General features: G+C 75.8%; 12 protein-coding genes. 1 reads left to right on the top strand and 11 read right to left on the bottom strand.

Annotation, left to right across the window (positions count from 1 at the left end):
• Positions 1-16 precede the first annotated feature (16 nt).
• On the bottom strand, positions 17-664 hold the full coding sequence (locus ACTWQH_RS21680) for an RDD family protein (RefSeq protein WP_443288332.1): 648 nt from the start codon (positions 662-664) through the stop codon (positions 17-19).
• 112 nt (positions 665-776) lie between these two features.
• Positions 777-2,558 carry an RDD family protein gene (locus tag ACTWQH_RS21685; protein WP_443288333.1) on the bottom strand — a complete coding sequence of 594 codons (1,782 nt, stop codon included), beginning with the start codon at positions 2,556-2,558 and terminating at the stop codon, positions 777-779.
• A 276-nt stretch (positions 2,559-2,834) separates the two neighbouring features.
• Between ACTWQH_RS21685 and ACTWQH_RS21690 the strand changes: the two genes are divergently transcribed.
• Complete coding sequence (locus tag ACTWQH_RS21690) at positions 2,835-3,293, top strand: SsgA family sporulation/cell division regulator (RefSeq protein ID WP_443288334.1); 459 nt, start codon at positions 2,835-2,837, stop codon at positions 3,291-3,293.
• 217 nt (positions 3,294-3,510) lie between these two features.
• On the opposite strand, the gene ACTWQH_RS21695 is transcribed toward ACTWQH_RS21690, so the two are convergent.
• The 9 genes from ACTWQH_RS21695 to ACTWQH_RS21735 all read right to left on the bottom strand — a co-directional run bounded on the left by ACTWQH_RS21695 (position 3,511) and on the right by ACTWQH_RS21735 (position 14,203).
• Positions 3,511-4,344 (bottom strand): S16 family serine protease, encoded by an 834-nt coding sequence (locus ACTWQH_RS21695; protein ID WP_443288335.1) that lies wholly within the window; start codon positions 4,342-4,344, stop codon positions 3,511-3,513.
• Between the two features lie 87 nt (positions 4,345-4,431).
• Entirely contained in the window at positions 4,432-5,088 is a 657-nt protein-coding gene (locus ACTWQH_RS21700) for an IclR family transcriptional regulator (RefSeq protein WP_443288347.1), read from the bottom strand.
• A 159-nt stretch (positions 5,089-5,247) separates the two neighbouring features.
• On the bottom strand, positions 5,248-7,038 hold the full coding sequence (locus ACTWQH_RS21705) for a DEAD/DEAH box helicase (protein WP_443288336.1): 1,791 nt from the start codon (positions 7,036-7,038) through the stop codon (positions 5,248-5,250).
• A 78-nt stretch (positions 7,039-7,116) separates the two neighbouring features.
• The gene (locus ACTWQH_RS21710) at positions 7,117-8,598 is read right to left on the bottom strand and encodes an MFS transporter (protein ID WP_443288337.1); all 1,482 of its coding nucleotides are present in this window, start codon (positions 8,596-8,598) and stop codon (positions 7,117-7,119) included.
• Between the two features lie 95 nt (positions 8,599-8,693).
• The gene (locus ACTWQH_RS21715; protein ID WP_443288338.1) at positions 8,694-11,054 is read right to left on the bottom strand and encodes a xanthine dehydrogenase family protein molybdopterin-binding subunit; all 2,361 of its coding nucleotides are present in this window, start codon (positions 11,052-11,054) and stop codon (positions 8,694-8,696) included.
• Positions 11,051-12,358: a (2Fe-2S)-binding protein gene (locus ACTWQH_RS21720; protein ID WP_443288339.1), complete on the bottom strand. Its 1,308-nt coding sequence runs from the start codon at positions 12,356-12,358 to the stop codon at positions 11,051-11,053. Before ACTWQH_RS21720 ends, ACTWQH_RS21715 begins: the two co-directional genes overlap by 4 nt.
• On the bottom strand, positions 12,355-13,260 hold the full coding sequence (locus ACTWQH_RS21725) for an FAD binding domain-containing protein (RefSeq protein ID WP_443288340.1): 906 nt from the start codon (positions 13,258-13,260) through the stop codon (positions 12,355-12,357). The genes ACTWQH_RS21720 and ACTWQH_RS21725 overlap by 4 nt, the downstream gene beginning before the upstream one ends.
• A gap of 77 nt (positions 13,261-13,337) precedes the next feature.
• Positions 13,338-13,634 carry a DUF3039 domain-containing protein gene (locus ACTWQH_RS21730; protein ID WP_443288341.1) on the bottom strand — a complete coding sequence of 99 codons (297 nt, stop codon included), beginning with the start codon at positions 13,632-13,634 and terminating at the stop codon, positions 13,338-13,340.
• Between the two features lie 11 nt (positions 13,635-13,645).
• On the bottom strand, positions 13,646-14,203 hold the full coding sequence (locus tag ACTWQH_RS21735; RefSeq protein WP_443288342.1) for a YqgE/AlgH family protein: 558 nt from the start codon (positions 14,201-14,203) through the stop codon (positions 13,646-13,648).
• Positions 14,204-14,318: the final 115 nt, after the last annotated feature.

Raw genomic sequence — 14,318 nt, forward strand, 5'->3', positions numbered from 1 at the left:
CGCTCCCGACGATCGGTCAGGCGGCCGAAACCACCACGGTTTTGGCCGCCTTGTCGTGGATGCACTGCCGGTAGGGCCGGTCCCAGGTGCAGTAGAGGACGTTCAGCAGCCAGAACAGGAAGCCGATGCAGGGCACGAGCTGCGGCAGCGCGTAGACGGCCGCGCGGAACCATCCCGGACCGCCGTGGGGCACGGTGCCGTTGTCGAGTATCGCCACCCGGATCTTCATCGCCATCTTGCCCACGGTCTGGCCCCGGGCGCTGAGCATGAGGCCCTCGTAGACGAAGTAGACCACCAGCACGATCGACTGCTGGAGGTAGGCGCCGCCGTCGCCGTTGCCGTTGTTGCCGAAGTCCCAGTCGCCCATCAGCGGCCACAGGATCAGCGCCGCCGGTACGCCGACGAGCAGTGCGTCGATGAGGCGCGCCAGGAGGCGGCGGCCGAGCGCGGCCAGCGGCGGCATGCCTGCCAGCGGATCCGCCGCCCCCTCGGCGCCGCCGTACGGGTTGGGGCCGTAGGGGGTGTCGTATCGGGAGCCGCTCTCGTCCGGGCCTTCCCCGGGCGGCGGCGCGCTCGGCAGGCGCGGGCCCTCGCCGTCGCCGTCCCTGCCGCCCTCGCCTGGGCCTTCGCCGGAGCCGGATGGTGGCTGCTGCTGGTTGCTCATGCCCCTCACCCCACCCCGGCTCCCGGCGCCTCGCATCCGGCGCCGGGCGTTCGGGCTATGACGCTCCGCCACCCGGGGGTGGCGGGCGCCTCACAGGCGGATCAGCGGCGCGTCAGCGGGGCGGGGTGGCGACGAAGGTGCCGGCCGCCTTGTCGTGCCAGCACTGCCGCCAGGGCCGGTCGCGCAGGCACCACAGCACGTTGACGATGCCGATGACCAGCAGGCCCAGCACGCTGTAGACCAGCCAGCGCAGCAGCGCGGCGCCGAGGGACACCTTGTCCTGGCGCGCCACGTCCATCACCCGCAGGCCGCACACGGCCTTGCCGAGGCTGCGGCCGGTGAGGCCGGTGGGCAGCGCCTCCAGCAGCAGGCCCAGGCCGAGGAAGACGCCGACGACCATCGCCAGGTACCCGCCGGTGGTGCCGTCGATCAGCCAGATGTCCTTGGTGACGCCGGCGTGTTCGGCGGCGTCGATCTGGGCGTCGATGTGGTCGCGCGCCTTGCCGAGCAGCGGCAGTGCGACGGCGACCGCGCCGCCGGCGGGCAGCAGCGAGTCGACGATGCGGGCCAGCAGCCGCCGCCCGAGGCCCGCGGGGTAGGCGTTGCCGGGGTTGGCGAACGCCGGGTCGGAGCGGGGGGTGATCAGCGGCGTGAGCGGGTCCGGCTGCACGAAGGGCGAGTCGCCGTGCCCCTGGAGGGGGGAGGGCCCCGGCTGGTGCGGCACCTGCTGCGGGGGCGCGGGCTGCTGCGGCATCGGCTGCGCGGCCGGCCGGGGATAGCCGTAGCCCCCTTGGTCGGCGGGCGGCCCGGGGTAGCCGTAGCCGCCCTGGCTCGCGGGCGGCGGCCCGGGCTGTGCCGGAACGTCGCGCGGCTGGGGCTGGTGCTGGGGCGGGACCTGCGGCTGGGGCTGTGCCTGCGGCTGGGGCTGCGGCGGCGGCTGGACCGCCGGCTGGGTGGGCAACGCCGCCTGCTGCGCCGGGGCTTCGGGCTCCGGCCGCCGCGCGGAGGTGGAGGGCGGCGTCAGCGCGGGTGGCACGGACGGGGTGGCCGGTGCGTCGGGCGGCGACTGCTGCTGCGCCAGCTCGTGCACCTGCTGCCGCCAGGACGCCGCGCCCTGGATGTCGGCCAGGCGCAGCCCGACCGTCCGCTCGTGGGAGTCCGGCTCGCCGGGGGCCCGCCCGGCGTCGCGGGGCCCGGTGGCCTCGGCGTTCTCCTCCCGCTCCTCCCGGCCCGGCGCCCCCTCCTCGGGCGAGGCGGGCGAGTCGGGCGACGGGGAGCCCTCGGCCGGGGCGAGGCGGAAGGAGCCGCGCGGATCGACCCGGCCCGCGGCGATCACGGGCGAGGTGCTGACGTCCTCGTCCGACCCCCAGGTGACGCGCCGGTCGCCGCCCAGGCCCTGCTGCTGCCGGGCGTCGGCCGTCCAGGCCGGGGCGGGCTCTCCCCCAGACCCTGCCGGCCGCGTGGGCGCCACCTCGCCGCGGCGGCGCAGCTCGGGCAGGGTCGAGCCCGGAGCGGGCTCCGCGTCCGGCCCGGGCCGGGCGTCGGGGCCCGGCTCGCGGTCCCGCTCCTCGCCCGGCTCCGGGCCCTGCGCGGGGGACGCGGCGGCGTCGGCCACCGCGTCCGCCGCCTGCTGCGGCCGGGCGGCCCAGTCGGGCACGGCGGGCGGCGCGCTCTCCGAGCGGGCCGCGGGCAGCCTCTGCGCCGGCGCCGGAGCGGTCAGCGCCGCCCCGCCCGGCGGCGCGGGCATCGGCTCTCCCTCCCTCGGCTCGGGCCGGCTGCTGCCGGGCACCCATGAGGTGCCGTTCCAGTACCGGATGTAGCCGGGAATGGACGGGTCCGGATACCAGTCGGGCCCCGGAGCGCCGCTGGCGTTTCCTGCGGGTGGGGAGCTCATGAGCGGTGCCGAATCTCCTCGTCCTGATGGTGCTGATCTCACGCCGGGGTATGCATGGTACGTCCCCGCGCCGGTGCCGATACCCCCAGTCTCGCCGAGGCCCGCCGTCCGGGAGCCACCGGGAAACGCCGGCAGACGCGGGAGGACGCCGGGAGACGCGGGGAGACGCCGATTCACTCGCGGAAGTCGCGTAATGGCGCGCGGCCCGCCTCCTCTCTCCCTGTGTGGCCAGCGGAACGCACGGCCAAGAACCGGCAGAGACGAGGAGCTTCACCCATGCACACCATCATCGAGCGGGAGCTGGAACTCCAGTTGGTGCTTTCACCGGACCGCAGCATCCCCGTGCCCGCACGTCTGGTGTACCGCTCGGATGACCCGTACGCCGTGCACATCACCTTCCACATCGGCTCGGACGCGCCCGTGAGCTGGACGTTCGCCCGCGAACTCCTGCTGGAGGGCGTCTTCAGGCCCAACGGCGAGGGCGACGTGCGCGTGTGGCCCGGCAAGGCGCACGACAGGCACGTCATCTGTCTCGCGCTGCGCTCGCCCGACGGCGACGCCCTGCTGCACGCCCCGGCCCAGGTGGTCGCGGCGTGGCTGGAGCGCACGCTGCGCGTCGTGCCGCCGGGGTCGGAGGGCGACCACCTCGACGAGCTCGACGCGGAGGACGAACTATGCGCCATGCTGGCGACCCGCCCGCCGGACGAGCCCGGCAACGGCGGCGCGCAAGCCTAACCGCACGGGTGACACCGCCCTCCACGAATCTTCACCAAGCGCGTACAGGACCAGACGACCGTGGTCGTCGCAGGGAACTTCGGCCCGCTCTCCCGGAGACCGGCGTGAAAGGGCGCAGCCGGGGAATCTGTAACAGCACCACCCCCCACAAGCCGCCCCCGCGACCTGCACTCGCGGGGGCGGTCTCGTTCCCCACCCGTCGCGCCGGCCGCCGCGGCTAGCAGGACGGCACGGGCTCCCCGGCCGAGAGGTCGAGCAGGTCCTCGACCGTGCCCTCCAGGGTCGTGACGGGTATGAGCCTCAGGCCGTCGGGCGTGTCGGCGGTGGCGTCGGAGCACTCGCCTCGCGGCACGAGGAAGACGGTGGCGCCGTCCCGCGCGGCGGCCTGCGTCTTCAGCGCCACGCCGCCCACCGCGCCCACGGTCCCGTCGGCGTCGATGGTGCCGGTCCCGGCGATGACCCGGCCGCCGGTGAGGTCACCGCCCGCGCCGTCCCCGTTCAGCAGGTCGACGATGCCGAGGGCGAACAGCAGCCCGGCGCTGGGGCCGCCGACGTCGGCGAGGTTGAGCTCGACCTCGACGTCGCCGCCCCGGAGACCGAGGTGGGACAGCGCGGCGGTGACGGCCGTGTCCTGCGAGTCGCGCATCTGCTCGGCGTTGTACTCCCGGATCTCCTCGGTGGTGTCGCCGACCGGGTACACCGCCTCGCGGGGCATCACCGCCCGGTCGGAGGCGAAGTATCCGCTGATGACGTCGGCCAGGCCGACGTGCGCGTCGGGGGAGGTGGCCGTGATGGTGGTCATGCGCAGCTCGCCCTCGGAGTCGTCGACGGGCGCGCCCGTGATGCTGATCACCGGCTTGCCGTCGCTCTCCCCCAGCACGTCCGCGGTCTCGCCGGGGTAGGTGACCGAGAAGGGCAGCGGCGCCAGCGCCGCCACCGCCAGCAGCGCCGTGAGCAGCGCGCCGCACGCGGCGAGAACCAGCGGCCGGCGGCGGCCGGCCGGCGGCGGCGACGGCTTCGATGACGTCGGCGGAGCGACTGCGGCGGACATGAGAGCGAATCTAGCGCACCGCGCCGACACTCCCGCCGGCCCCCGCCTCGTCGGCCCAGGTCAACGCCGCGGGCCGCGGCCCGGGGGTCAGCGCAGGACCGCCGCCACCTCCTGGGCGGCGCGCACCACCCGCGGTCCGATCTCGCGGGGCACCGTCTCGCTGAGCATCACCACGCCCACGCTCCCCTCGATGCCGCAGCCCTGCGGCAGCGGCGCGGCCGCCCCGCTGGCCCCCGCCTCCAGCTCGCCGTGCGTGAGCACGAAGCCGTCCTGGCCGTCCCCGAAGTCCACGATGTCCTTGCAGCGCCCGGCGAGGATCGCCCTCCCCGCGGCGCCCCGGTCGAGCGGGTGGCGGAGGCCGGTCCGGTAGGCGACGTGGTAGTCGGTCCAGCTCGGCTCCACGACGGCCACGGCCAGCGCCTCGGCGCCGTCCACCACCGTCAGGTGGGCCGTCGCGCCCACGTCGTCGGCCAGCGAGCGCAGCGCCGGCATCGCGGCCTCCCGCACCAGCGGGTGGACCTGGCGCCCGAGCCCCAGCACCCCCACGCCGACCCGGGCCCGCCCGCCCGCGTCGCGGCGTACCAGCGAGTGCAGCTCCAGCGTGGCGAGGAGCCGGTAGACGACGGTCCGGTTGACGCCGAGTTGCTTGGACAGCTCGGTGACGGTCAGTCCATGGTCGGTCTCGGCCAGCAGCTTGAGAACCCGCAGTCCCCTGTCGAGCGTCTGAGAGGTCTCCGCGGTCACGACGCGCCTCCTGTCGCTCACGAATGCCCCCTTCAGGCATGCGCGGTGACCGGGAACTTAGCCACCGGCACCGCTGACCGGAAGGGCTTGTCCAGAATCCGGGCGTTCTGGGACCGTTCTACGGGCGTTGGTGATCGAGGCGTTATCAAAAGCGCACGATCAGGCCATGCGCGTGGCCCACTCCCGCACCTTCGCCAGCCTCTGCTCGAGCTGCCCGGCCGTGGCCTCGGCGGCGGCCGGTCCGCCGCAGACCCGCCGCAGCTCGGTGTGGATCACGCGGTGCGGCTTGCCGGACTGGTGGGCGTACGCCCCGACCAGGGTGTGGAGCTCACGCCGCAGCTCCATCAGCTCCTTGTGGGTGACGACGGGCCGCCGCTCCGCCGGGACCTCCGGCAGGTCGGCCTCGGCGTCGGGCCTGCGGCGGCTGTGCGCGATCTGCCGCGCCTGCCGCTTGTGCAGCAGCAGCGCGACCTGGTCGGGCTCCAGCAGCCCGGGGATGCCGAGGTAGTCCTGCTCCTCCTCGCTCCCGGGGTGCGCCTGCATCCCGAACTCGCCGCCGTCGTACATCACCCGGTCGAAGACGGCGTCCGACTCCAGTGCCTCGAACGGGAGTTGGTCCCCCTCGCCCTCCGCGTCCGGCTCGTCCCGCTCCCGCTCGGCCTCCCGCAGCAGCGCGTCCTCCTCGGCGTACGGGTCCTCCTCCCCGCCCCTGCCCGGCTTGTCCAGCACGTGGTCGCGCTCCAGCTCCAGCTCGTGGGCGAAGCCGAGCAGCGCCGGGATGGTCGGCAGGAAGACGGAGGCGGTCTCGCCGCGGCGGCGGGAGCGGACGAAGCGGCCCACGGCCTGCGCGAAGAAGAGGGGCGTGGCGATGGTGGTGGCGTAGACGCCGACGGCGAGCCGGGGCACGTCCACGCCCTCGGACACCATGCGGACCGCGACCAGCCAGCGGCCCTCGGAGTGCCGGAAGGCGTCGATGCGCTCGGAGGCCCCGCCGTCGTCGGAGAGCACCACGGTGGGGCGCTCGCCGCTGATCCGCTCCATCAGCTTGGCGTAGGCGCGGGCCGAGTCCTGGTCGGTGGCGATGATCAGGCCGCCCGCGTCGTGGATCGAGCGGCGCACCTCGGTCAGCCGCCGGTCGGCGGCGTCGAGCACGGCGGGGATCCACTCGCCGCCCGGGTCCAGCGCGGTACGCCACGCCTGCGAGGTCGCGTCCTTCGTCATCGGCTCGCCGAGCTTGGCGGCCACCTCGTCGCCGGCCTTGGTGCGCCAGCGCATGTTGCCGCTGTAGGAGAGGAAGATGACCGGCCTCACGACGCCGTCGGACAGGGCGTTGCCGTAGCCGTAGGTGTAGTCGGCGACGGAGCGGCGGATGCCGTCGGCGCCCTCGGCGTAGGAGACGAACGGGATGGGGTTGGTGTCGGAGCGGAAGGGCGTGCCGGTCAACGCCAGGCGGCGGGCGGCCGGTTCGAACGCCTCCAGGCAGGCCTCGCCCCAGGAGCGGGAGTCGCCGGCGTGGTGGATCTCGTCGAGGATGACGAGGGTCTTGCGCTGCTCGCAGCGGTTGCGGTGCAGCATCGGGCGCACGCCGACGCCGGCGTAGGTGAGGGCGACGCCGTGGTAGGAGCGGCCGAGGGGGCCCGCGCTGTACTCCGGGTCGAGCCGGATGCCTATGCGGGCGCCGGCCTCGGCCCACTGGTGCTTGAGGTGTTCGGTGGGGGCGACCACGGTGACCTGCTGCACGACGTGGTGGTGGAGCAGCCAGGAGGCGAGGGTGAGCGCGAAGGTCGTCTTGCCGGCGCCGGGGGTGGCCACGGCGAGGAAGTCGCGTGGGTGCCGCGCGAGATACGCCTCCAGCGCGGCCTGCTGCCAGGCCCGCAACGCCCCGGCCGTGCCCCAGGGGGCGCGGCCGGGAAAGGCGGGCGAGAGGTGGTGCGAGGCAGTTGCGGTCACGCCCCGCGAGCCTACCGGCTGGGGGCTCCGCCCCCTCACCCCCGGTCCGCCGCCCACACCCTGCACCCCACCCGGACCTCAAGCGCCGTCGTCACCCACTCCGTAGCCCGGGTTGACGCGGCGGCCGACGAGGATGGCGAGCGCGCCCGCGACCGCCGCCAGGGCGTAGACCGCGAGGAACGCCTCCGGGCCGACCGCCGAGGTCGCCTCCGCTCCGTGCCCGGCCCCCGCCCCCGCCCCCGCCGTCCCGCCGCCGAGCGCGGCGAACGCCGTGCCCACGATCGTCAGCATCACGGCGTTCGACAGGCTGTCAGCCGCCTGCAGCGCCGCGATGTTGCCGCCCGCCTCCTCCGGCTCCGACAGCCGCAGCACCACCACCCCCACCGAGGCGACCACCATGCCCATGCCGAGCGCCCCGAGCGACAGCACCACCGCCGGCGTCCACACCGGGACCGCGTCGACAAGGACCGCGGGGACGAGCGCCACGCCGCAGCAGATCAGCACCGTGCCCAGGCTCACCAGCCGGTAGCGGTGCCGCTCCAGCCGCGGCCGGGACTGCAGCTGCGCGCCGGTCGCCCACAGCAGGCCCGAGACCACCAGCGCCAGGCCGGCGGCCGTGTACGACAGGCCGCGCTGGCTGATCAGCATCAGCGGCAGGAAGCTCTGCGTCGTGTAGTACGCCGCCGAGACCAGCGCGCGCAGCAGGATCGCCGAGGGCAGCCCGCGCGCCGCGCGGAACGTGCCGCGCGGCATCAGCCGCACCGCGGCGGGCGCGAGCAGCGCGAGGCCCAGCCCGGCGGGCAGGAGGGAGAGCCAGCGCAGCTCCTGGCCGCCGAGCTGCAGCAGCCCGGCACCGAGCGCCACGGCGCCCGCCGGCCGCAGGCGGCGCAGGTCGAAGCGGGCCGGGGCGCTCCCGGCGCCCTCCGGCGGCCCGCCCGCCTGGGCGCGCAGCGCGGGCAGCATCACCAGCAGCGGCAGCACCACCAGCACCGTGATGCCGAGGAAGACCCAGCGCCAGCCGAGGTGTTCGGTCACGGTTCCGGCGATGACGGGGCCGGTCATGGACGGCACCACCCACGCGGCGGAGAAGGCGGCCAGCGCGGCGGGCCGGAGGTGTTCGGGGTAGGCGCGGCGCACGGTGACGTACAGCGCGACGATGACCAGGCCGCCGCCGAGCCCCTGCGCGGCCCGGCCCGCCACGAACATCCACATCGTCTGCGCGGCGCCCGACAGCAGCAGCCCGCCGGAGAACGCCGCGATCCCGGCCGTCACCGGCCCCAGCGGCCCGGTCCGGTCGCACCACTGCCCGGAGACGGCCATGCCGAGCAGGCTCGTGGTGAAGAACGCCGAGAAGGCGAAGGCGTAGAGCGACAGCCCGTCCAGCGCCTCGGCGGCGGCGGGCATGGCGGTGCCGATGGCCATCGCCTCGAAGGCGATGAGCAGGATGGTGCTGACGCAGCCGAGCGTGAGCGCCCGGTAGGGCTTGCTCAGAACCGACTCGCGCGGCGTCCGCGGGAGCCGCCGGGACGTGTTCGTGGCATCAACATCGGCGCGGGTCATGGGGGATACGGTAAGGAGCGAACCCCCGGTTTGCCTATGCTGCGGTGGCCGCCACCGCATCGGCCGTTCGGCCTACGCCGAGAGGCCGACGGGCGTCACCGCGCCCCGACGGCCGACTGCGGGCGGATCGGAAGCCGGTTGACGGGGCGTCCGGTGGCGGCGCGCACGGCCCCGGCCACCGCGGCGGGCGAGACCACCAGCGGGACCGAGCTCACCGCCTTGGCCCCGAAGGGCGCCACCACGTCCCGCTCCTCCACGAGCGTGACAATCCTCACCTCGGGCGCGTCCAGGGCGGTGGGGAGCGCGTAGTCGGCCAGGTCCGGGCGGCGCACCACCCCGCGCGCCACCCGCAGGTGTTCGGTGAGTGCCGCGCCCACGCCCTGGGTGACGCCCGCCTCGATGCGGGCCCGCAGCTGCCGGGGGTTGAGCACCCGCCCGACGTCCTGGGCGACCGCCACCTCGACCACGCGCACCGAGCCGAGCTCGACGTCGACGTCGACGACCGCCCGCATCGCGGCGAAGGAGAGGCCGACGAACGCGTCGCCCTGGCCGGTCTCGTTCAGCCGCTCGGTGGGGTGCGGGCGGCACTGGGCCGTGGCCCACAGCTCCTTGCCCTCCAGCGCCTCGGCCACCGTCGTGCTCAGCACCCCGTCGTAGGAGGTGATCTTGCCGTCGGCGATCGTCAGCAGCTCCGGCGACATGCCGAAATTCATCGCCAGCGGCTGGAGAAGCTGGGTGCGGACCATCTTCGCGGCCCGGTCCACCGCCCCGGCCGAGACCCAGGTGTGGCGGCCCCGCCCGCCCGGCCCGGCCGGCGGCTGGTCGGTGTCGACGGGCGCGAGGTGCACCTCGTCCACGCCCAGCACGTCCTGCACGATCTGCCGCGCGAGGGTGGCGAACCCCTGGCCGCTCTCCACCGCCGCGCACAGCACGGTCGCCACCGCGCCCTCCACCTTCACCGTCGCCGTGGACACCTCGTCGGCGCCCTCCGCACCGAGCACGTGCACCATGCCGAGGGCGTAGCCCACGCCACGCCGCACCGCCGCCGGCTCGCCCGCGCCGCCGGGGCCGCCGGGCAGCAGCCACTCCTCCACCGGCCCGTCCTTCGGCAGCGGCGGCAGCGGCGCCTCGCGCACGGCGTTCAGCAGCTCGGCGACGGGCGCCGGGCAGGTCACGGTCTGGCCGGTGGGCAGCGGGTCGCCGGTCGCCAGCACGTTGCGGGCGCGCAGCTCGACGGGGTCGATGCCGAGCTGGGCGGCGAGCTTGTCCATCTGGCCCTCGTACGCCGCGCACACCTGCATGGCGCCCTCGCCCCGCACATACCCCGAGGGCGGGTTGTTGGTGCGCACCGCCCAGCCGTCGATCACGGCGTTCGGCACCTTGTAGGGCCCGGCGGCGAAGGCGACGGCGGCGGCGAGGGCCTCGGCCGAGTCGTCGGCGTACGCCCCGGCGTCCATCAGCAGCTGCGCCTCGACCTTGACGAGCCGGCCCTCGCGGTCGGCGTGGTGCCAGTAGCGCAGCAGCGTGGGGTGGCGGTGGGGGTGGCCGAGGAAGGACTCCTCGCGGGTGGCGGCGAGCTTGACGGGGCTGGCGGTGCGGATGGCCAGCAGCGACAGCGGGAGCTGGAAGCCCAGGTCCTCGCGGTCGCCGAGGCTGCCGGGGACGCCGGTGACGTAGATCTTGACCTGCTCGGGCGCGAGGCCCAGGCAGGCGGCGAGCCGGTCGCGGTCGGCGTGCGGGTCGGTGCTGGCGGTGTAGATCTCCACGCCGCCGTCCGGGCGGGGCACGGCCAGGCCGGACTCGACGCCGATCGGCGCGGGGTCCTGGCGGCCGACGCGGTACAGGCCCTCGACCACGACCTCGCCGGTGGCGGCGGGGTCGCCGTGGCGCAGCGGGATGTGGCGGATGAGGTTGCCGTCGGGGTGGATCGGGTCGGCCTCGAAGGACTTCTCCGGGTCGGCGACGGGTTCGAGCGGCTCGTACTCCACGGCGATGGCGGCGGCGGCCAGCCGCGCCGTCTCGGGGTGGTCGGCGGCGACGGCGGCGATGGGCTCGCCGTGGTAGCGCACCACCTCGGAGGCGAAGGCGGGGCGGTCGCCCGCGGCGCGGCCGAGGCGGGCGTCGCCGGCCACGTCCTCGTGGGTGATGACGGCCCGCACGCCGGGGACGGCGGACGCGGCGGCGGTGTCGACGCGCTTGATGCGGGCGTGCGGGTGCGGGGAGCGCAGCACGGCGGCCCACAGCAGGCCCTCGGCCCACAGGTCGGCGGTGTACGGGAAGGTGCCCAGCACCTTGGCGTCGGCCTCGGCGGGCGGCACCGAGGCGCCCAGGCCGTGGGGCAGCGCGCCGTTCGCGGCGGCGGGGGGCGGGTCGGCGGCCCCGACGGGCGTCACGGTGACGGCGGCGGCGCCGAGCCCGGTGCCCGGGCGCCGCGCGCGTCCTGCCTGCTCGGTCATGACACGTCTCCTGAGGGTGGCCCCGCCTGGTGGGGAATGCGGACCGTGGCCGTCTGCCGCTCGTCGCCGCCCGGGCCACCCGGGCCACCCGGCCCGTCCGCCGGCGTCTCGGCGAGGGCGGCGCGCTCGTTGACCACGTCGCGGACCGCGTCCAGCACGGCACGGTAGCCGCTGCACCGGCACAGATTGCCGCTGAGCGCCTCGCGCGTCTCCAGCTCGGTCGGCGCGTGGTTGCCTTCCAGCAGGTCGTGCACGGTCATGGCCATGCCCGGGAGGCAGAAGCCGCACTGCACGGCGGCCGAGGCGGCCAGCGCCCGCTGCACGTCGGAGGCGCCGCCGTCCCCGCCCAGGCCCTCGACCGTGCGGATCTCGCTGCCCGCGACGGTGGCGGCGGGCACCAGGCAGGCGGCCACCAGTCGCCCGTCCACCTGCACGGAGCAGGCGCCGCACTCGCCCTGCGAGCAGCCGTCCTTCGCGCCGGCGAGGCCGAGCCGCTCGCGCAGCACGTACAGCAGGGACTCGCCGATCCAGGCGCCGGAGACGGGACGGTCGACGCCGTTGACGCGCAGCACGTAGGAGACCTCGGGGTGGTCGCTGCGGCTGGCCGCGGGTGCGGCGTCGGCCCCCGCCTCCGGCTCGGAGGGCACGGGGACGGCCTCGGTTCTGGCGGCGGGCACCTCGGCCGCGGGCGCCCCGCCGACGGGCGGCGGCGCACCGCCGGACGGCCCGGGCACGGGCTCGGTCAGCGCCGGGTGCGGCACGCCCTCGGCCGGCTCCGACCACGGCGCGTGCGCGGGCGACGCCTCGTCGGCGGGCGGCATCTCCCAGGACCGCCGGTCGCCGCCGTCCCGCCCCGTGCCGCGGGTGACGGCGGCGCCCTGCCCCATGGCCGCGGCCCCGAGGGCGCCGGCGCCAACGCCGCTTCCGGAGCCTGAGCCCGCGCCCGCGCCGCCGGGGGCCGCGGGCCAGCCCTCCGCGCCGTAGGCGAACGGCATGGTCCACTGCCCGGTCTCCGCCGGGTCGGTGGTGGCGCCGGGCGTCGGCAGCGGCTCGGTGCCCTGGCCCTGGCCCCGGCCCTGTCCATGCCCCTGGCCGAGGTCGGGCGGCTGGTAGCCGTGGCCGGGAGCCGCGAGCGGGTCATCCCCGGCCTCGCCGGGCAGGCCGCCGGGCGGAAACTCTATGAACGCGGTGGTGTCCGAGTCGTACTCCCCGCCCCAGCCGCGCTGGGGCGCGAGCGCGTTCGGGTCGGGGTGCTCGTCCGGCTGGTGATCCGGGTGCTCCGGGTGGGGGTGATCGTTGCTCATGCGAGAGCCCTTCCGAGTCCACGGCGGGCCAGTGTTGCCACAGTACGCCTCACGTGCAGCACGGCGGGGGCGAGTTGCGCGGGTTCGCCACCCCCCGCCGGGGGCTGCGGGTCCGGGATGCACGCCATGCCCACGTACTCCCCGAACGCCGTGAGCACCTCGGGCGCCAGGCCCCGCTCCCCGTCCCAGTCCAGCAGCGAGGCCACCCAGCGCTCGGCGTCCAGCGGGCGCAGCGGCATCGGCGCGACGCCGCCGACCGCGCAGCGCACCTCGCGGCGCATCGGGTCCAGCACCACCGCCACCGAGGCCAGCGCCCGGCCGGGGCCGGTGCGCGGCGTCGCCTTCAGGAAGGTCTGGGGCGCGTGCAGCAGCGGCACCCGCACGTGGGCCAGCAGCTCCGCCGGCTTGAGCCGGTCACGGCCGGTGAGCAGGTGGCTGATGGGAATCTGCCGGCCCTGGCCGTCGGGCCCGGCGACCAGCAGCGTGGCCTCCAGGGCGGCCAGCACGGGGAGGGTGTCGCCCGAGGCGGCGGCCGAGATGACGTTGCCGCCCAGCGTCCCGGCGTTGCGCACCTGCGGCGGGCCCGCGCTGCGGGCGGCGGTGGCGAGGGCCGGGATGAGGGCGGCGAAGTCGGGGCGGCTCATCCGGGCGTGGGTGAGGCAGGCGCCCAGCAGCGCGTGCCCGTCCTGGTACGCCCAGCCACGCAACTCCTTCAGCCGCCCGAGCCCGACGAGGGCGGCGGGGCGGAGCAGCCCGGCGTTGACGGCGGTCATCAGGTCGGTGCCGCCGGCGACGGGCACGGCCGCGGGCACCTCGGCCAGTGCCCCCACGGCGTCGTCCAGCGTGGCCGGGAGCGCGACGAGCCGCGCCGTCTTCGGTGCCTGCGGTGCGTGCGTGCTCAATCCAGCTGCCCCTTTCCGGCCGTACCGGCTGCCGAGGCGTACGGTACCCGCTCAGCCGGTCCCGGGGCTGCCGGGCGCTACTTCTTGCCGCCGTCCTTGCCGCCGCCGCCGAAGGAGCCCATCGATTCGTAGATCTCCTTGCAGGTGGGGCACACGGGGTACTTCTTCGGGTCCCGGCCGGGCACCCAGACCTTCCCGCACAGCGCGACGACGGGAGTGCCGTCGAGAGCGCTCGCCATGATCTTGTCCTTCTGGACATAGTGAGCGAAACGCTCGTGGTCGCCGTCGCCGTGCGTCGTCTGCGGGGTGGGCTCGACGAGGGTGCCGGTTCCCGCGCCGCGTTCGCCTTCGCGTTCGGGCTCAAGAGTGCTCATGTTCCCCAAGCCTAATTGAGCGAGGGGTCGTCCGGATACGTGGCGAGCATGGCCAGGGTGCCGCGCTGGCGGCGCAGCACGGCACGCCACAGCCGCTCCGGCTCGGGCGCGGAGACGTCCCCGGGCTCGGACTCCACGACGTACCACGCGCCCTCGTCGAGTTCGCGTTCCAGCTGCTCAGGGCCCCAGCCGGCGTATCCGGCGAAGATCCGCAGGCTCCCGAGCTCGGCGGCCAGCACCTCGGGCGGGGCCTCCAGGTCGACCAGGCCGATCGAGCCGTGCACCCGCCGCCAGCCCAGCGGCCCGGCGCCGGGCACGACGGCGAGCGCGAGGGCGGCGTCCAGGGCGACCGGGCCGCCCTGGAAGACCACGCCGGGCTCGCCCGCGAGCGAGGCCCAGGGCTCCAGCACCTCGGAGACGCCGACGGGCGTCGGACGGTTCAGGACCACGCCGAGGGCACCCTCGCGGTCGTGGTCCAGCAGCAGCACGACGGACTTGTCGAAGTTGGGGTCGGACAGCGCCGGGGTGGCCACCAGCAGCCGCCCGGCGAGCGAGGACACCTCGGTCATGGGCCCATGATTCCGCATCCGTCCGGTGCCTGGGGAGGGTTAACGGCAAGCCCGCCGCGCCGCACGGGACGCGACTCGCGCCCGACACGCGGCGGACATGCCGCGGGGGTGGGAC

The organism is Streptomyces sp. 6N223 (assembly GCF_052246635.1).
Taxonomy (GTDB): domain Bacteria; phylum Actinomycetota; class Actinomycetes; order Streptomycetales; family Streptomycetaceae; genus Streptomyces.

Coding starts and splice junctions, on each gene's coding strand:
- ACTWQH_RS21710 (WP_443288337.1), bottom strand. CDS start 8,598: ATGACCCGCGCCGATGTTGATGCCACGAACACGTCCCGGCGGCTCCCG.
- ACTWQH_RS21680 (WP_443288332.1), bottom strand. CDS start 664: ATGAGCAACCAGCAGCAGCCACCATCCGGCTCCGGCGAAGGCCCAGGC.
- ACTWQH_RS21720 (WP_443288339.1), bottom strand. CDS start 12,358: ATGAGCAACGATCACCCCCACCCGGAGCACCCGGATCACCAGCCGGAC.
- ACTWQH_RS21715 (WP_443288338.1), bottom strand. CDS start 11,054: ATGACCGAGCAGGCAGGACGCGCGCGGCGCCCGGGCACCGGGCTCGGC.
- ACTWQH_RS21735 (WP_443288342.1), bottom strand. CDS start 14,203: ATGACCGAGGTGTCCTCGCTCGCCGGGCGGCTGCTGGTGGCCACCCCG.
- ACTWQH_RS21730 (WP_443288341.1), bottom strand. CDS start 13,634: ATGAGCACTCTTGAGCCCGAACGCGAAGGCGAACGCGGCGCGGGAACC.
- ACTWQH_RS21685 (WP_443288333.1), bottom strand. CDS start 2,558: ATGAGCTCCCCACCCGCAGGAAACGCCAGCGGCGCTCCGGGGCCCGAC.
- ACTWQH_RS21695 (WP_443288335.1), bottom strand. CDS start 4,344: ATGTCCGCCGCAGTCGCTCCGCCGACGTCATCGAAGCCGTCGCCGCCG.
- ACTWQH_RS21690 (WP_443288334.1), top strand. CDS start 2,835: ATGCACACCATCATCGAGCGGGAGCTGGAACTCCAGTTGGTGCTTTCA.